The sequence below is a fragment of the Dyadobacter sp. HNCC25DJ184 genome (assembly GCF_056895215.1).
Map to the genome: position 1 here is coordinate 48,276 of NZ_JBXHAQ010000016.1, position 16,950 is coordinate 65,225.

General features: G+C 42.6%; 16 protein-coding genes. 9 read left to right on the top strand and 7 right to left on the bottom strand.

Features of this window, described 5'->3' with window-relative positions; all coding sequences use genetic code 11:
• Window positions 1–33: 33 nt before the first annotated feature.
• Window positions 34–381 carry a tRNA-binding protein gene (locus AC1XUD_RS21415; RefSeq protein WP_483363064.1) on the bottom strand — a complete coding sequence of 116 codons (348 nt, stop codon included), beginning with the start codon at window positions 379–381 and terminating at the stop codon, window positions 34–36.
• A gap of 108 nt (window positions 382–489) precedes the next feature.
• Here AC1XUD_RS21415 and AC1XUD_RS21420 point away from each other — a divergent pair, with 108 nt between their 5' ends.
• A complete protein-coding gene (locus AC1XUD_RS21420; RefSeq protein WP_483363065.1) occupies window positions 490–1,584 on the top strand; it encodes a lactonase family protein in 1,095 nt (364 codons plus the stop codon).
• A gap of 149 nt (window positions 1,585–1,733) precedes the next feature.
• Here AC1XUD_RS21420 and AC1XUD_RS21425 read toward each other — a convergent pair whose 3' ends face one another.
• Window positions 1,734–3,155 (bottom strand): redoxin domain-containing protein, encoded by a 1,422-nt coding sequence (locus AC1XUD_RS21425; RefSeq protein ID WP_483363066.1) that lies wholly within the window; start codon window positions 3,153–3,155, stop codon window positions 1,734–1,736.
• A 103-nt stretch (window positions 3,156–3,258) separates the two neighbouring features.
• On the opposite strand from AC1XUD_RS21425, the gene AC1XUD_RS21430 reads away from it, so the two are divergent.
• Window positions 3,259–4,032, top strand: a complete 774-nt coding sequence (locus tag AC1XUD_RS21430) for a YdcF family protein (RefSeq protein ID WP_483363067.1) — start codon at window positions 3,259–3,261, stop codon at window positions 4,030–4,032.
• Between the two features lie 83 nt (window positions 4,033–4,115).
• On the opposite strand, the gene pfkA is transcribed toward AC1XUD_RS21430, so the two are convergent.
• On the bottom strand, window positions 4,116–5,090 hold the full coding sequence (gene pfkA / locus AC1XUD_RS21435) for a 6-phosphofructokinase (protein ID WP_483363068.1): 975 nt from the start codon (window positions 5,088–5,090) through the stop codon (window positions 4,116–4,118).
• Between the two features lie 314 nt (window positions 5,091–5,404).
• On the opposite strand from pfkA, the gene AC1XUD_RS21440 reads away from it, so the two are divergent.
• Entirely contained in the window at window positions 5,405–7,897 is a 2,493-nt protein-coding gene (locus AC1XUD_RS21440) for a hypothetical protein (protein WP_483363069.1), read from the top strand.
• Window positions 7,898–8,074: 177 nt separating this feature from the next.
• Here the strand turns inward: AC1XUD_RS21440 and AC1XUD_RS21445 are convergent, their stop codons facing one another.
• Window positions 8,075–8,950 (bottom strand): dienelactone hydrolase family protein, encoded by an 876-nt coding sequence (locus AC1XUD_RS21445; RefSeq protein ID WP_483363070.1) that lies wholly within the window; start codon window positions 8,948–8,950, stop codon window positions 8,075–8,077.
• Between the two features lie 484 nt (window positions 8,951–9,434).
• Between AC1XUD_RS21445 and AC1XUD_RS21450 the strand changes: the two genes are divergently transcribed.
• Together AC1XUD_RS21450 and AC1XUD_RS21455 are read left to right on the top strand one after the other, a co-directional pair.
• Complete coding sequence (locus AC1XUD_RS21450; protein ID WP_483363071.1) at window positions 9,435–10,427, top strand: FAD:protein FMN transferase; 993 nt, start codon at window positions 9,435–9,437, stop codon at window positions 10,425–10,427.
• A gap of 272 nt (window positions 10,428–10,699) precedes the next feature.
• Complete coding sequence (locus tag AC1XUD_RS21455; RefSeq protein ID WP_483363072.1) at window positions 10,700–11,137, top strand: SRPBCC domain-containing protein; 438 nt, start codon at window positions 10,700–10,702, stop codon at window positions 11,135–11,137.
• Between the two features lie 63 nt (window positions 11,138–11,200).
• Here AC1XUD_RS21455 and AC1XUD_RS21460 read toward each other — a convergent pair whose 3' ends face one another.
• Together AC1XUD_RS21460 and AC1XUD_RS21465 are read right to left on the bottom strand one after the other, a co-directional pair.
• Window positions 11,201–11,986, bottom strand: coding sequence for an alpha/beta hydrolase (locus AC1XUD_RS21460; RefSeq protein ID WP_483363073.1), 786 nt, complete (start codon window positions 11,984–11,986; stop codon window positions 11,201–11,203).
• A 198-nt stretch (window positions 11,987–12,184) separates the two neighbouring features.
• Window positions 12,185–12,574, bottom strand: coding sequence for a hypothetical protein (locus tag AC1XUD_RS21465; RefSeq protein WP_483363074.1), 390 nt, complete (start codon window positions 12,572–12,574; stop codon window positions 12,185–12,187).
• Window positions 12,575–12,680: 106 nt separating this feature from the next.
• On the opposite strand from AC1XUD_RS21465, the gene AC1XUD_RS21470 reads away from it, so the two are divergent.
• From AC1XUD_RS21470 to AC1XUD_RS21485, 4 genes are all read left to right on the top strand, one after another.
• Entirely contained in the window at window positions 12,681–13,265 is a 585-nt protein-coding gene (locus tag AC1XUD_RS21470; RefSeq protein WP_483363075.1) for a TetR/AcrR family transcriptional regulator, read from the top strand.
• A gap of 76 nt (window positions 13,266–13,341) precedes the next feature.
• Window positions 13,342–14,082: an SDR family oxidoreductase gene (locus AC1XUD_RS21475; RefSeq protein WP_483363076.1), complete on the top strand. Its 741-nt coding sequence runs from the start codon at window positions 13,342–13,344 to the stop codon at window positions 14,080–14,082.
• 171 nt (window positions 14,083–14,253) lie between these two features.
• Complete coding sequence (locus AC1XUD_RS21480) at window positions 14,254–15,453, top strand: L,D-transpeptidase family protein (protein WP_483363077.1); 1,200 nt, start codon at window positions 14,254–14,256, stop codon at window positions 15,451–15,453.
• Window positions 15,454–15,545: 92 nt separating this feature from the next.
• Window positions 15,546–15,932, top strand: a complete 387-nt coding sequence (locus tag AC1XUD_RS21485; protein WP_483363078.1) for an iron chaperone — start codon at window positions 15,546–15,548, stop codon at window positions 15,930–15,932.
• Between the two features lie 23 nt (window positions 15,933–15,955).
• On the opposite strand, the gene AC1XUD_RS21490 is transcribed toward AC1XUD_RS21485, so the two are convergent.
• Window positions 15,956–16,711, bottom strand: a complete 756-nt coding sequence (locus tag AC1XUD_RS21490) for a murein L,D-transpeptidase catalytic domain family protein (RefSeq protein WP_483363079.1) — start codon at window positions 16,709–16,711, stop codon at window positions 15,956–15,958.
• Window positions 16,712–16,950 lie beyond the last annotated feature (239 nt).

Consider the following 16,950-nt stretch of genomic DNA (forward strand, 5'->3'; position numbering starts at 1 on the left):
CGATTACACAATTTTGGCTGAAACATGCATGATTTACGCAAGCCGGGTACCGTTGGGTACTTCAAAATCAGGTTTGGCTAAGATCACTTCGCCGTCAGGAAGAATAAATCCGGTCGTCAAGACTTCGGAGCGGAAATCTGCGATTTTTTTAATGGGAAAGTTTACAACGCATTGCACCTGCCTGCCCAAAAGATCCTCTTTGGTATACCTGGTTGTAATCTGCGCGGAACTTTGTTTGATGCCAATTTCCGGTCCGAGGTCAATCCAAAGTTTAAAAGCGGGTTTTCTGGCCTTTGGAAAATCTTCCACTTTGATAATTGTTCCTGCGCGGAGGTCTGTTTTTTCAAATTCTTCCCAGGTGAGGGTGTTACTTGGTAGCATTCCAATTGAGTGATTAGGTGATAGTTATTCAGGATTTTGAATCCTTTCACATTAAACTAACGCTTTTTTTGCTTTTAACTTAAACTAAACACTTTGAAATACTTAAAAATGAGGAGATACTTTATATTAATATTTGCGATGATCAGCCTTCAGCAAGTTTTTGCACAGAAAGCAAAATTCTATATTGGTAGTCAGGAAAAGAATGCAGGAGCCGCCATATCACTCTGCGAACTGGACCTGAGCAACGGAGCCGTGACATTGCTGGATACAAATGGATCTGTCCCGGCACCCGGATATCTGGCCTTATCGCCCAACAAGAAGTTTATGTATGCGGTTTCCTCAAACAACACAATCAACTCGTTCAAAATCGATTCTGATTCCAAGCTGACATGGTTGAATAGTGTGTCGTCAGAGGGCGTAAACCCTTGTCATATATCGGTGCACCCATCCGGAAAGCTGGCTTTTGCATCCAATTATACTGGGGGGAGTTTTAATGCATATCCGATTTTGGCGGATGGTAAATTAGGCGTGGCGAGTTATCATGAACAATACAATGGTTCCGGGCCAAACACCGGGCGACAGGAAAAATCGCATGCACATTTTGCACAAGCAACCCCGAACGGTAGGTATGTATATGCAGTCGATTTAGGAGCCGACAAGGTGATGAATTATGAAGTTGATATTAAGACAGGAAAGCTGATTCCTAATCCCAGTCAGCCATTTTTTACTGCGAAACCGGGTACAGGCCCTCGCCATTTTGTAATCCATCCTTCCGGAAAATGGCTGTTTTTATTGAATGAGTTATCGGCGACACTTGCAGTTTGTTCGATTGACAAAAAGGGCGTAATTACAGAAGTCGCCTCATATGCGACTGTTCCCTCTGAATTTACAGGAGCTAACACGAGTGCCGCGATACATTTGCATCCGAACAATAACTTTGTATATGTTTCCAATCGGGGTCATAATTCAGTAAGTGCGTTTAAAATATTGGCGGATGGGAAACTGGAAAAAGTAAGCGAGGCAACACAGGGGGTAGCGACCCCAAGAGATTTTAATATCGACCCATCCGGAAAGTTTATGGTGATTGCAAATCAATCAACTGATAATCTGGTTATATATGACGTCGATACCAAAACCGGGAAGCTTACTTTCCGAAGCAATAGCATCGCCTCCCGATTACCAATATGTATTGTTTTTCTATAAAAAGCCACTGTGAGGTGGCTTTTGGGTGTTGAGGTGTTAGGTTAAATTTCTAGGTGCTATGAAGCTATAAGAACCAAGGTATAGGTTGAGCTATAAATTCTCCAAGCTTTGTGTCCATTGCGTTACCATTGCGTCCTTTGCGGTTAAACCTACAGTTTCGATGCAACCCGATTTTGATAGTAGTTCATGAAATCCTGAAGCTGCTCTATTGGCATTTTACGAGCGATTATTTTTTTGTCTTTATCAAGGATATAAATCGTTGGCGTCGTCACAACATCAAACTTCTTGTTAAAATCGATCTGGTTTAGGCTGTCGAATCCGTTGACCAGTTCGGTGAGGTTATACTTCGTGAGAAAGTCTTTCCATTCCTGCACATTATGTTCCGTCGAGATGGTCATAACTTTAATGCCCTTGTCTTTATTATTATCGTAAAACTCTTTCAGCTTCGGCGATGCTTCTTTGCAATGTCCGCAGGTTGGCGCATAAAAAAAGAGAACGGTATATTTGGCCTGAATGTCTTGAGGGCTCACTTTTTTACCATTCGGATCAGTTAAGGCAAGCGCGGGAAAGGGTTTGGTTACCAGCAGGTTTTTAAGTGTACCTACTTTATCGGCAATTCGCTTTTTGGTGTCTTCCGCGATCCCCATTTCCCCGCTCAGGTAATATTTATTAGCCATATGAACCCATAACGCCTCCGTTCCAACGCTGGTAGGGTTTTCATATTGACTGGTGATATAGTAGATCGTATAATCTTTAACTTCCTTATTTACAGCAGTTTTTGATATCAAAGCATCCGCAGCCTTGATCAATGAATCGGGTTGCTGAGGAATGAGGCCTTTGATATACCGATCCAGTTTCGGCTGGAAGAAGGGTGTATTCAAGATTCTGGAATCCGCAAAATTGAAGTTGTCCCAATAATGTTGCCTGTAATAGTTGTAGACCCAAACAGAATCGCTTTTCCCGTTAGGCAACTTCGGTGCGGTTGGGATGTCAGGATCTGCCGCCATTTTGAGCAAGTTTGCCGTAAAGGACTTGGAGTTCTCTTTCAGAAACTGTGAACGGTAATTTTTGAATTCATCAGCCGATGCCTGGATTTTCGCCTGATTATCTGCTGCGCCTGATGCGTCAGGTCTTAGTGCCTTTAGTTTTTGACTTTCCTCCGTTTTGTCTTTCAAATGCTTCTGATAACTGTAGAAAAGCTCATTTTCCTTGGAACCCGTTACTTTCATATGCTCTATCACGTCCAGGGTGTCGGTTGCAAGCGAAAACTTTTTTTCATCACCGGAATAGATCATCTGAACCATGCTTCGGTTGTTGTGAAATAGAATCACATATAAACCACCCGGTAAATCCTGCGTACCCGTAAAATGAATATGTCCTTCCGAATCTGCCTTTGCCGTATCTTTCGGTACAAACTGACTATTGCTTAATCTGAAATGTCCTAAAATCACCGTTGAATCCTTCAGCCCTTTGATAGTCGCGTTGATGTCATATCCTTGCGAGAATCCATTAAGATAAGTACCAAAAATGATCGTAGTTATAAGCAGCAGGCTTTTTATAAATTTCTTCATGCGAAGGAAATATTTGCTAATGAATGATATAATTAATTATTTCAGAGAATATCCAAATCCAAATTTAGTTCAAAACGCATATATCTAACGGCTTCGTACCCAAATGTTTTATTTTCTCTCCAAAACCATCGATTTTGTTTTAATGCCCTTCAATATCAGCCTTGCGCTGTTGATTTGGGCAGTTTTTACAAAACGAAAACAACGGAAGGGCATATTACTCGGATCTTCACTGGTTATTATGTTGTTGATTTCCAGCTCGTTTGTGGTTAATCGTTCTTTTCACCTCTGGGAGTATCGTGTTGTGGATATCAAATCTTTGAAGCAATCTTCTAATGTCGGGGTAGTGCTGACGGGCGGTATGATCAGTTGGGCGACGCTCAACAGCGATCATATCGGAATGGGCCGTCACGCAGACCGGTTTGTACAGGCTTTTTTACTTTACAAAAACAAAAAGATTGGCAAGATTCTGATCACCGGTTTTAGTTCTGAATCGCTCACCAACCGTGGAACCGGGGAAGCTCGGGAGGCGAAAAAACTCTTAACTTCCTGGGGTATACCTGAGCAAGATATCATTTTAGAAGAGCTTGCCCGAAACACGCGGGAAAATGCAGTGAACACAACGCGAATTTTGAAACGCGATTTCCCAAATCAAAACTATATATTGATTACCTCCTCGTTTCATATGAAACGGGCAATGGCTTGTTTTGAGAAGACCGGACTGAAAATGCAACCGTTTCCGGCAGATTTTTATGGTGGAGATTTAAGTAAAAATCTCAAAAATATTGTGGAGCCTGATCCTGATGCATTATCGCATTTTCACCTGTTATGGCGGGAGTGGATAGGCTATGTGGTGTATAGGGTGATGGGATACTGCTGACTCCCCAATCTTGAAAGCGGTCAGAAGACGCTTTGCCGAGCTACGGCAGGAGCTGTCTTTGACCACAATAAAGTCGTATTCGATTAAATACTCAGAATCTTGACCATTCTTAGTAAATCCTCATTAATTGGTTTCGGCAAACGAATGGTGTCTTCAAAAGGAGTATATACCAACTCATTGTTGATAATTCCAGCCATCACGTTCTTCTGTCCTGCCAAAAGCCCTTCAACAGCACCTAAGCCCAAACGACTAGACAAGATTCTGTCATATGCCGAAGGAGGACCTCCACGCTGGGTGTGTCCAAGGGTTGTTACACGGATATCGGCGTCTTCGCTTACCTGTTTTTTAATTTTCTCAGCTACTTCGGCGGCACTTCCTTCCTCGTCACCTTCTGCCACAATAATGATAGACGATGATTTTGAACGGCTCCAGCCTTGTTTCAAAGTTTCTACTACTTCAGAAATCGGAGTCAATACTTCAGGAACCATTACCAATTCTGCGCCACCTGCAATACCACACTGAACAGCGATATAGCCAGAGTCACGTCCCATTACTTCGATAAAGAAAATCCGGTCGTGAGAACTTGCAGTATCTCTGATACGGTCAATCGCGTCGAGAGCTGTGTTTACCGCAGTATCAAAACCAATAGTATAGTCAGTGCCGTAAAGGTCATTGTCAATTGTACCGGGAGCTCCTACTGCTGGGATACCATATTCGTTTCCGAATATCATCGCACCTGTAAATGTTCCATTCCCGCCTATCGCTACCAATCCTTCAATTCCAAGATCAGAAAGGTTTTCATATGCCTTCTTTCTTCCCTCAGGGGTCATAAATTCTTTGCTTCGAGCCGATTTCAAAATCGTGCCGCCCCGCTGTACTATATTGCTAACAGAGTGGGACTCCATCTTATAAACATCCCCAGCAATCATTCCGCTGTAGCCTCTTCTTATTCCATATACTTCTACTCCATGGTAAACCGCACCCCGCACTACCGCCCGAATACAAGCGTTCATACCTGGTGCATCTCCTCCTGAGGTAAATACGCCTATTCTTTTCATTTATATTGTCAGTTGCTTATTATCGATTACTGAAAGACAGGTTTTGAAACCTAATCACACAAGTTGTGCAAATTTATCTGGTATTTTGGTAAAAAATACGACCAATTTTCTATTTCTATTAAAAAAATACCAAAAGAAGATTCAAATATGAACCCTCAAACATATATCAATCCTTCTATATTTGTGCAGGTTAACAAAAATTTAATCTAAATATGCATGTGAAATAGGAGTATTGACGATTGAGAAGTAATATTTGCACCAAATCTTCCTGTTACCAATACTGTGAAATTCATTAATGGTTTAATTATAAAAAAATGAAAAAAAGTTTTTCCTGGCAAAGGCTCTGGCCACACTTAATAGCAGTAATTGGCTTCATCGTACTCTCCATTGCCTATGCATCGCCAGTCCTGCAAGGTCGTAAATTGAACCAATATGATGATGTGCAGGCAAAGGGTGCCGCACGCGAAATTGTAGAGTATCAAAAGAAGACTGGCGAGTGGTCGTCATGGACAAATGGCATGTTTGCCGGTATGCCTGCTTTCCTGATCGCCGGAGATTATCCGACTAGTATCCCGACAAAGCTGGGGCAGGCTATCAACAAAATTCTACCGGCACCTGCCAACTATATTCTAATAGGCATGGTAAGTGCATATATCCTATTTCTCGTGATGGGAACGGGAGGATGGCTGGCCGCTTTAGGAGGCGTGTCATTTGCGTTTGCGACCTTTAATCTGGTCAGTCTGGAGGCGGGGCACGTTTCAAAAGTGCTTGCAATAATGTATGCGCCGGGTGTTTTGGCAGGTGTTTTGCTTGCTTTTCGTCGAAGCTGGCTGGCTGGAGCTGCACTCACAGCCTTGTTCCTTTCGTTGGAGTTATATGCCAATCACGTACAGATTACCTATTATCTCGGGATCGGAATTATCATATTGGTGTTGGTTGAAAGTGTACAATATATTAAATCCGGGAAGACTAAGGAGCTGGCTTTTATTTGGGTAGGATTGGGCTTCGCAGCGGCGATTGCAGTTGGTTCACACACCACAAGACTTTGGAACGCATATGATTATACCAAAGAGACAATTCGCGGAAAACCGGAATTATCCGTTGTAAAAACAACCGAAAATGCCCCCGAGCAAACCGGGCTGGGAAAAGAATATGCATTCTCATATAGCTACGGTTGGGGAGAATTATTGAGCTTATTGGTGCCCGATGCATATGGTGGAGCATCCAATGGATCTTTGACAGCGAAATCAGAAACGTACAAACTTCTGGTGGGTAAAGGTGTTGATGGCGCAACAGCGCAAAATGTAGTTCAGCAACTTCCTTTGTATTGGGGTGAACAGCCGATCGTGGGCGGTCCTGCCTATTTTGGAGCTATCGTTTTCTTCCTTTTCGTACTGGGACTACTGATCGTGAAAGGTCCGATTAAATCCTGGGCTGTCGGAGTGATTATTCTTTATCTGATATGGGCGTTGGGGAGCAGTTTCTCTGCTGTGAACTACCTGTTCTTCGACTACTTCCCAATGTTTAACAAGTTCAGGGCGATGACGATGGTGGTGGCACTCGTGCAATTGCTAATGGTTTTCATCGGTATATTGGGACTGAAAGCGATTGTTCAAAAAGAGGTTTTGGCCAAAGATTTACAAAAGCCATTCCTCATTGCATTAGCGGTTTCAGCCGGAATATGTCTGATTCTTGCTGTTATACCTGGTGTATTTTTTAGCTTCCATGGTTCTGCAGACGCGAAAATATTAGCCTCATTTGAGCAGTCTACCCAAGACAAAGGCTTTGCGCAAGAGGTTTTGAATAGTATTGTAAAAGACCGCGAGGGCCTGATGAAAAGTGATGCTTTCAGAAGCCTGATTTTTATTTTGATGGGAGCTGCCGTTGTCTGGTTTTGGATAAAAGACAAGCTGAAGGCTACTATAGTATTTCCTGCATTGATCTTACTTACCATTTTTGACTTGTTCGGTGTGGATAAGAGGTATTTGAATGATGAAAGTTTTGTGAGCAGCTATGTTACACAGGCTAATTCAACACCTAGTCCTGCAGACGAGCAGATATTGAAAGATCCGGATCCTGACTATAAAGTTCTTGACCTTGCAAATCCGCAAGGACCGTTCAATAGTGCCGCGGCTTCCTATTTTCATAAATCACTGGGAGGATATCACGGTGCGAAATTGCGTCGCTATCAGGAAGTGTTTGAAAGGCAGATTGCTAAGCAAAATGCTAATCCGGGTATTCTTAATATGCTGAATACTAAGTATATCCTGACCCCTGATCAGCAAGGGAACAAATTAGTTCAACAAAATCCTGACGCATATGGCCACGCATGGTTTGTAAATAGTTACAAGATTGTGCCAAATGCAGATGCGGAAATGGCAGCGTTGGATTCACTTCAACCAAAGATCGAAGCGGTTCTTGATCAAAAGTTTGCTGGTGCCTTGAAAGGATTGAATATTAAAGCTGATTCTACTGCTAAAATCAGTTTGATAACTTATAAGCCTAATGAGTTGACGTACGAAAGTAGCTCAACGAATGAAGGATTGGCTGTTTTTTCAGAAATATATTACAATGTAAGAGACGAATGGAAGGTGACAATTGATGGCAAACCTGCGCCGATGCTGAGAGCTAATTACATACTAAGAGCGTTGCGCATTCCAGCCGGAAAACATACAATCAAATTCAGCTTCGAACCTATTTCCGTCGCAGCTGGTCATAAAGTTGACTTGGTGAGTTCAATCCTGTTGATATTGCTGATCATCGGAGCAATCTGGGCAGAAGTAAAGGAATCGAAAGGGTACCTTTGAGCTTTTAGCTGTTAGGGATTAGCTTTTAGTTAATCCAGGTTGGGTCGAGATTTGGGTATAGTCAGCTTGATAAATAAAAAGAAAACGGCCGAGTAGATCATTCTACCCGGCCGTTTTCTTTCATCCCTTCATCCCTTCATCCCTTCATCCCTTCATCCCTTCATCCCTTCATCCCTTTCATCCCAGCTTCCCCTTCAAATAAGCCAAGGACAACTTATAAGCGTCCGCCGCAGCTGCCGCGTCGTATTTCGGGTTACTTGGGTTTGCAAAAGCGTGAACAGCGTCGTACATCTTGATAGTTACCTTTTTGTTGGCAGCCTTCATGTTATCTTCAAACTGCTTCACCATCTCAGGGGTGATACCACCATCCTGGCTTCCGAAAATACCCAGAACGTCTGTATTAAGCGTCTTTAATTTTTCAACATCCTGCTCTGGACGTCCATAATACATCACGCATCCAACAACTTGCTTACCACCCAAAATAGCGTTTTGTAACGAAAGCATGCCTCCAAAGCACCAGCCAACACTCGCAATTTTGGCCTTGCTTCCCGCATATTTAATAGCCCCGGATGTAATTGCCGTCAGCCGTTCTTTTGAAGCGGACTGCATTAACTTTCCAGCTTCTTCGCGGGTTGTACCCACCTGTCCGTCGTACATGTCAATTGCGAGCACATTCACATCACCCAGATCAGCGAAATATTTGTCTGCCTCCTGTTTTACATAGTCATTCAGGCCCCACCATTCCTGAAAAACAAAGAGCCATTTGTCGGTTTTTTTAGCTGATTTGAGCAGATATCCTGAAGCGGCTTTGCCGTCTGGCGCGTCGAAAGTTACCTTTTCTCCCTTGCCTTGATAGTGAAAAGGAAGTGGGTTTTCGTGCATCATTTGAAAAGCCGGATTAGCAGCCAATGAAGCCATCTCGTTGTTTAGACTGCCAACGGAGCTACAAACCGGAATCGCATCCGGCTGCGCGTAAAGTTGCAGATTTTGAGGCGTCTGCGTGGTAAAGGCATTTAGGGAAAGTGCCAGTAAAACCATTACTAAGTTTCTCATAGGTATAGGAAATTAAGAGGTTAAAAATGAGTTGGTCGTGTGTCTGAAATATGAAGACAATATACTTAATTATATGTTTCAACATATAAAATTTTGTTCTGGCTGAACTGAATCGCTTTTGAGGCGATTAGATAATGAAATTATCGCAAGGTTTCTCTTTGTCAGTTACTTAGGGTGATTTTGAAACACTATAAAAGTTGTTAATTCGCTGATTGTAAGGATATTTAAATAGTGTATATGGTCTTCGATAGTCTTACTGGGCGAACCAGTTTTAAAAAGAAAAATCAACTGTTATCAGCACTTTCTGCGTCAACTACGATAAGCATTGCGTCCGTTGTGTTTAAATTTTAAACTATATAGTTATGCAGCAAATTGCGTTCCAAGGGGTTCATTACTCCTTTGTAAAGATTATACTTTTACCTTTGCCGATACAACATTTCCGTCCCTTGATAATTAAAGCCTGAAATACGGCTTCCCTTTGATAATGAGATCAGTGTTTCTGTCCAAAATATTTCTGCTTTTAAGCTTTTATTGCCTTGTTTCGTACTCCCTTTCCGCACAAACCCAACGATATGTTTATGAAAAGGGTATGATGGGGTCTCCCTTTGTATTAACCTTTTACGCTCCGAATGATGAACTTGCAAAAAAAATCGCGGACAGCACTTTCAGCCGTATTCAGCAATTAAATGATTCCTTGAGCGACTACCGCGATGGCAGCGAAATCAACAAACTTTCCGCAAAATCAGGAAGTGGTAAGTGGGTAAAAGTGAGCGATGATTTGTTCAATATTTTGGCAGTTTCTCAGGATTTTAGCAAAAAGACGGACGGGGGTTTTGACGCTTCCCTCGGCCCCGTGGTTCAGGTATGGCGCCGGGCAGTCCGAAAAGGATACCTCCCGGAAAAAGCTGAAATTAAAGAGGCGATGGATAAAACCGGATACAAGCATATTAAATTTAACGCAATCGACAAATCTATCTTGCTGGCTAAAAAAGGTATGCGACTGGATATAGGCGGGCTCGGTAAAGGTTTTGCTGCAGACGAGGCCGCGAAAGTGATGAAAAGTTTTGGAGTTAAATCCGCGTTGATAGATGCAGGTGGAAAGCTTGCTATTATGGATGCACCACCGGGACAGGACGGTTGGAAGATTAAAATCTCTTCAGGGCGCGATTCTGTTGACACCGTTATTTTATCGAATGTGGGAGTTGCTACGTCTGGTCCGACATATAGATATCTTGAATTTAATGGTAAGAAATATTCTCATATCGTAAATCCCAAAACGGGAATCGGACTTCAGTTTCACGTAAGAACGACCGTCATTTCGCCAAACGCTACCGATGCGGATGTACTGGCAACGGCATATAGCGTGACAGGTATCGCAAAGGGTAAAAAGCTCTCCAAAAAATATTTTTCTGACACAAAGGTTTGGTTGGTCGAAACGAGGGGCGGGCAGTCTTTTGAGTGGAACACTATTAGATGAAAGGAGGAGGGACGAAAGGGAGGATGGAAAAAGGGGTGGAAGACCGACACCTAGTCAGTCACTCATTTGAACTATCATGCATTTTCCAATTGAAACTGGTAGTCTGACACGAGCCTTTCATTCACTCATTCATCATCAAGAAGGCGACAATACGTTGGTCTTTAAAGTTTTATATTGTTTCTGGCAAAATTATTCCTGCAAATTTTATATCTTTTGGGATAAGAATGGCATGATTTTTCTTCGCCTTAACCAAAAGTTAAAAATCAGAAACCATGAATAGAGAACTTATCGCAACGATGTCAGTTTCCATTGCCGCAAGCGTGCCTGAGGTTTGGGAAGCGTTGGTTAATCCAGAAATTATCAGCCAGTATTATCACGGCACCCAGACCGAGACGACCTGGAAACTATATGACCCAATTACGTTCCGGGGAGAATGGAAAGGTGTACCTTATGTAGATAAAGGCCAAATTGTGGACATAATTCCTGAGCGTATTTTAAGTTATACTTATTGGAGCCCCCTTTCAGGGACAGATGATTATGAGGAAAATTACGCCCGTATTACCTTCCACGTGTCTGCATACGATGACGACACGACTCTGAACGTTATTCAGGACAATATCAAAACTGAAGAGGAAGTAGAGAAGGCTGAGGCGACCTGGTCTGAAACTTTACATAAAATCAAAGAAATACTGGAATTGAAACATCACTAAGTTATTTTATTGAATCAGCGAGAACTTTCCCGACACAGGAAGGTTCTCGCTTTTTTTATTGAGTTAATGTTTTGATATCCAGTCTAATATATAGTCCGCTTCTTCTTTCCAGGTTGGCAGTCCTACCACAAAGTGATTCTTGCCCGGAAATTCTTTGTATTCCGTTATCGAGCCATTCTGTTTGTAAGCTTTGAAATTTCTGGCGTTCAAGTGTGCCGGGATGATATTGTCGGTACTCCCCGAGATGATCAGAAGCGGATTATGCGGTTTGTTGAAATCTACCTTTGCGGCGGATGTCAATCCTCCTCTGGCTACGGTTTTCGATTCCGGTATGGTATTTTCTTCCCATGACCTTTGCTGATCGGCCAGGCTCATGCCGTTTGTGAACGCATATTGCCAATCCGAGAGCGACATGAGATAGGTTTTTTTGAGAGAAGTAAAAAGCCCCAACGCCTTATATCCAGCTTTTAAAAATGAAAATTCATACGGAAAAACGCCCAAAGGAGGCACCGGGTGAATACCGATAGCCGCTACACCATAGTCTCGATTAAGCAATATTTGCGTGATGAGCCCTCCCAGAGAGTGTCCGATGATGATCGGTTTTTCTGGTAAGCTTTTGGCAATGTTGACATAATGGTCGACCAATTCTGTTAATGTCAACGCCGCCAGATCCGTGTCATTAGGCTGTCGGTTTCTCAGTTCTTCGGCTGTGCCGTCTTTGAAAGGCCAGGCAGGAGCCAGGGTGGTATAACCCTTGCTTTCAAAATACGCTTGCCAAGGCTTCCAGCCCAAATGGCTGACAAAGGCTCCTGTGATAAAAAGGACGGTTTTGGTTTCACTCGCTTTCATCGTTTCATTAAAGAGTTAGAACAGGTTAGAAAAGTATATCAATTGTTTACGCTAAAGCACAGCCGATCGCCCGGCTGATAACCGGGAGTCAGGAATTTTGAAATCGCTCATTCACGTACCATTCTTGCTCTTAACCAGTGTCAATACCAAATTAACAGGATGAATTTCCTGCTGGAAAGAGTTACTTACGCAGCTTTCTTACAGACAAAAGTTGATTTTGTCTGAAATGAAAGTAAAATGAAAATCCCGATTGGGGGTGGTGGAAAACTGAAAGTCCTTGGTGCAACCTGCCCGACGAATCATTCCTTCTGATGTGGTTGCCTGAAGCGTTTTTAACCTGCGGATGAAAAGAGAATATCGAGATATTAACGGATTGGTGTGGGCATTCTGAGGCCTTGTTGCGATGAAGAAAGAAGAAAGGAAAGCTGGATGGAATTCTGATTTAATTTCTTGTATATACTTATCAATCAGAGAGTACGATTGAGAAATGTATATTTTGTGTCCGATATTTCCAAAAAAGTTATAATTTTTTGCGTCCATACCACAAAAGGTCTGCAAAGCCTGGCCTGATTGAGATAATTTGGACATGAAAAGTTCTTTTTTAGTAACGTGGAGCCTGTTTTTATAAATATATGAAAAAAACATTTGGAAAAATATACCGTTTGGTATATTTTTGTATCAAGTATTAGAGTTTATGAGCAAAGCAGAACGTACACGGAACTATATCATTGAAAAAACAGCCCCTGTTTTTAACAAGAAAGGGTATGCCGGTACGTCAATCAACGACCTGACCGAGGCGACAGGTCTAACCAAAGGAAGTATCTATGGTAATTTCCTAAATAAGGATCAGGTTGCGCTAGCGGCTTTCGACTATAATCTGGGTAAGATAAAGGCTGTCATTTTGAGAGGGATGAAAACCAAAAAGTCAGTGAAGGAAAAGCTGATGGTTTATGTGGAAGTGTATAAAGATTTTCTAGTATACCCTTTTCCGGATGGGGGCTGTCCGATATTGAATACCGCAACGGAAGCAGACGATACGCATCCTGACCTCAAAGAAAAAGCTCACAACGCGATTTTAGAGTGGAAAGCTTCTTTAGCGGAACTTGTTGAAGCAGGAAAGAAGGATGGGGAGATTAAAAGTGAAGTGAATGCCGAGAGGTTTGCTTTGACACTTATCGCGACGCTGGAGGGTGCTGTCATGATTGCAATGCTGACCGGCAAACTCCATTACAGGAATATGATAATGAAGTCCGTGGAGGAAAATATAATGGCTTTGTAAATTTTTTTATTCAAAAATATACCGATCGGTATATTTAATTAAACCAGTAGTTACAATTTTTTAAACAAGAATCAAGATGAAAACGACAGAAAACACCATTTTAATTACCGGCGGAAGCGCTGGAATCGGTTTTGAAATTGCTAAACTTTTTTCTGGAGCCGGAAACAAAGTGATCATTACGGGAAGAAATGAGGAACGCCTTAACGCTGCGGTGGCTAAACTATCAAATACCGTTGGCATTGTTAGTGACGTGTCGCAAGAGGCAGATGTGGACGCTTTGGTGGCTCGTATTCAGAAGGATTTTCCGACTTTGAATATATTGATCAATAACGCTGGAGCCGCGAGAGCATATCGTCTGGAAGAGGGAGGTGCGTATGAAACTGCCCAGGATGAAATGATTACGAATTATTTGTCGGTGATCAACTTATCCGAAAAGCTTATTCCTGTGTTAAAAGCACAGCCTGAATCTGCAATTGTAAATGTCACATCGATAGTAGTGTTCGCACCAGGACAGACGGTTCCGACGTATTCGGCCAGTAAAGCGGCGCTGCACTCATATACCCAGTCCCTTCGCCTTTCGTTGACTGATTCGTCTGTGAAAGTCTTTGAATTGATGCCGCCACTTGTGAATACTGATTTCTCGCAAGGAATAGGAGGGGCAAATGGAATCCATCCCAATTTGGTAGCCAGTGCGCTTGAATCAGGTCTGGAAAATGACAATTATGAAATCCATGTGGAAGGTACCGCTCCATTTTACGAACTATTCAAATCATCTCCTGAGAAGGCTTTTGAAGCAATGAACAGCCTCGCGCACTAATAGTTTGGTTTAAAGCGGTTACTTCTGGCCTCGGTATTCCCCAAATTGGTGAACCGTTCAATTATAATATACATTTTGTAACAACAATTGTACACGATTATGGGTATATAGGGAGAAATAAGTCCTAGCATCATATTTGTAAGCCAGGAAGCTATACCATTTCAATCCTCTATGAAATCAAATAAGTCTGCAAGAATTTTTCGCTTTGTACCGGTCATTATACTGTTTTCGTTGGCAATCATCCAGTCCTGTAGAAAGGATCCCAAAAAGATGACCAACGAGGAGATTGCGGAAGAATTAGGGACAGAAAAGAAATATGATGAGCTACTCGAATATGCGGCGGGGATCGGGGTGGATATCAATAAGTTTTCCAGAGAGGGAGACAAGGTGCCGCAAGCATTCGGACTGTTGGAGGAAATCGCATACGGGCACAAGCCCAAAATCAGATTTATCGAAAAGACTCGCACTGGCGACTCGATTTTAATAAGGGAGGCTGCTGAGGAGCTGGTGAAGGGACAAAATGTGCCCCACGAAATGGGCAAAATTGAACCGGAGTACCCAGCTTATCAGCAGTTGAAAAAGCACTATGTTCGTTTGGTTGCTGAAGGGAAGAAGGATAGTGCCAACTTAGTCGCCGATGCTTTGAATACCTATCGTTGGGTGCGCAGGCAGTCAGTAGGGGCACCGCGAATGGTGATGGTCAATATTTGCGGGGCATATCTGAAAGGTATGGACGAAGACGGAAATGAAGAGATAACCATGCGAACAGTGGTGGGGAAGAGCGATACGCCGACCCCGACGATAGACACCTATGCCACAAGTATTGTGACGCACCCATATTGGAACGTGCCTAAAAGTATTGCGATCCGTGAAATGTTGCCCAAAGTGAAAGCCAACCGCGACTACCTTACCAGAAACAAAATCGAGATCATCGGTGCTTCCGGACAGGCGGTAGATCCTGAGGAAATTGACTGGGAGGCTATGCCGGTTGATAAATTTCCATATCGGTTCAGACAGCAGACAGGCGAGGATAATTCGCTCGGGCTGCTGAAAGTAGAAATTAAGAATCCATTAGCCATCTATTTACACGACACTAACGCACGCTACCTTTTTGCCAAAAATGAAAGATGGAGAAGTCACGGATGTGTGAGAGTTCAGCATCCAACTGATCTGGCCAATTTTATGGCGGGGGAAGAACTTCTCAAAAGTGATTTTCTAACCGAAGTCGACACTACCAAAGTAACACCACAGTGGCATAAACTTAAAAAACGTGTTCCGGTTTTTCTGGTTTATCTGAGAGCAGATTGTAACGCAAAAGGACAACTGGTGTATTATAAAGACGTCTATAAAAGAGGGGCGCCATCGGTGTAGAAATACCGTAGAAAGCTTTGATATTCATTGGTTTTTGAGTTAAAATTGTGATATGATTATCACGTGGAATTTTAACTCGAAAACCTTTTGGTATGCAAACCTTTGATGATATTGATTCCTACATTGCTACGTTTCCTAAGTCAACTCAGGTGTTGCTTGAAGAGGTAAGGGAAACGATTCAAAAGGCTGTACCTGAGGCGGAAGAGTGTATCAATTATGGTATGCCCACCTTTAAACTGAAAGGCAATATGGTACATTTCGCTGCATATGCCAACCATATCGGTTTCTATCCGGCTCCGTCAGGGATATCAACATTTGCAGATGAACTGTTAGGATATAAAAGTGCCAAAGGTTCTGTTCAATTTCCTATTAACCAGCCACTTCCATTGGATTTGATTCGAAGAATATCGGAGTTCCGTGCCAAGGAAAATCTGGAGCTTGATGCTTTCAAGACCAAAAAAAAGGCCAAAAAGGCCTGATTTTGTAACTCTGCTATCGGCGATTAATTTACATTATTCGCGATCATATTGAAAGGTTGGGCAACTTCCGCCAGGATTTTGGAAGCCTTGATATAGGTCGGGTCCTGCGAGTAAATGAATAGGCCGGCCCCATTGTACAACATATTGATCAGCTTTTTGGAGTCAGCAACCGATACCGCAGGGCAGCCCTGGCTTCGTCCCAGACGACCTGTATTGCGAATAAAAGACTCGCTGACATAATCCGCACCGTGCATCACGATGGCACGCTCGTATGCGCGGTCATTAATCCCTTTTTCCAATCCTTCGAGTCTTAGCGAAAGACCGTGCTTACCCTGATAAGTCCCTAACGTTTTATAGAAACCAAGACTGGATTGAAATGAGGAGTTATTGTTGGAGAATTTTTCAGCAAACTCGCTTCCCGAATTGCGGCCGTGGGCAACATAGGTATTCAAAAGCAGTTTTTTGTGCAACAAGTCAATAACATATAACCTTTTATTTCGGGATGACTGACTAAAATCTGCAATGGCTAACACTGATTGAGCCAATTTGATTTTTTGAAATCCCAGCCATGCATATGCAAAGGCCTTTTCAGATAAACCTTTTTTATCCAGTTCCAGCGAGTCGTATAGCGCTTGCCAGGGCTCGACCGTAGTAGCTGCAGAATCCACCTGGATTCGGATTGCTGGCTTTGGATTGGAAAATGAGTGAATTTGTTGGAAACCGAAGGAAACGCTTATGGCAAAAAACACTACCCCGAACACAATCTGAGTTTTTGTCATTCTAATCGTTTTGATTCACCGCCAGCCTCCGAAACTTAACAGTTTAAAAGTCAAATTTCGGTTTCGGCGAGTGGGTTATAATAAAGAGTAACGAGCACAACCGAAAAAAGTTGTTAGGCAAATATAAAAAGTAACTACTTAACACTTAGGTTTTAACGGTGATTTTGTCAGAAATGGTTCCTTGACAAAGTTTATAAAACTCAAAATGTCCCATTCCCGGCGCTGACAAATGATTTTTG

Excerpts from the sequence above, each read along its gene's own strand:
- AC1XUD_RS21455 (WP_483363072.1), top strand. The coding sequence starts at position 10,700 with ATGAATAGAGAACTTATCGCAACGATGTCAGTTTCCATTGCCGCAAGC.
- AC1XUD_RS21445 (WP_483363070.1), bottom strand. The coding sequence starts at position 8,950 with ATGAGAAACTTAGTAATGGTTTTACTGGCACTTTCCCTAAATGCCTTT.
- AC1XUD_RS21485 (WP_483363078.1), top strand. The coding sequence starts at position 15,546 with ATGCAAACCTTTGATGATATTGATTCCTACATTGCTACGTTTCCTAAG.
- AC1XUD_RS21465 (WP_483363074.1), bottom strand. The coding sequence starts at position 12,574 with ATGTCCAAATTATCTCAATCAGGCCAGGCTTTGCAGACCTTTTGTGGT.
- AC1XUD_RS21420 (WP_483363065.1), top strand. The coding sequence starts at position 490 with ATGAGGAGATACTTTATATTAATATTTGCGATGATCAGCCTTCAGCAA.
- AC1XUD_RS21425 (WP_483363066.1), bottom strand. The coding sequence starts at position 3,155 with ATGAAGAAATTTATAAAAAGCCTGCTGCTTATAACTACGATCATTTTT.
- AC1XUD_RS21475 (WP_483363076.1), top strand. The coding sequence starts at position 13,342 with ATGAAAACGACAGAAAACACCATTTTAATTACCGGCGGAAGCGCTGGA.
- AC1XUD_RS21440 (WP_483363069.1), top strand. The coding sequence starts at position 5,405 with ATGAAAAAAAGTTTTTCCTGGCAAAGGCTCTGGCCACACTTAATAGCA.
- AC1XUD_RS21460 (WP_483363073.1), bottom strand. The coding sequence starts at position 11,986 with ATGAAAGCGAGTGAAACCAAAACCGTCCTTTTTATCACAGGAGCCTTT.
- AC1XUD_RS21490 (WP_483363079.1), bottom strand. The coding sequence starts at position 16,711 with ATGACAAAAACTCAGATTGTGTTCGGGGTAGTGTTTTTTGCCATAAGC.
- pfkA (WP_483363068.1), bottom strand. The coding sequence starts at position 5,090 with ATGAAAAGAATAGGCGTATTTACCTCAGGAGGAGATGCACCAGGTATG.
- AC1XUD_RS21430 (WP_483363067.1), top strand. The coding sequence starts at position 3,259 with ATGTTTTATTTTCTCTCCAAAACCATCGATTTTGTTTTAATGCCCTTC.
- AC1XUD_RS21470 (WP_483363075.1), top strand. The coding sequence starts at position 12,681 with ATGAGCAAAGCAGAACGTACACGGAACTATATCATTGAAAAAACAGCC.
- AC1XUD_RS21450 (WP_483363071.1), top strand. The coding sequence starts at position 9,435 with ATGAGATCAGTGTTTCTGTCCAAAATATTTCTGCTTTTAAGCTTTTAT.
- AC1XUD_RS21415 (WP_483363064.1), bottom strand. The coding sequence starts at position 381 with ATGCTACCAAGTAACACCCTCACCTGGGAAGAATTTGAAAAAACAGAC.
- AC1XUD_RS21480 (WP_483363077.1), top strand. The coding sequence starts at position 14,254 with ATGAAATCAAATAAGTCTGCAAGAATTTTTCGCTTTGTACCGGTCATT.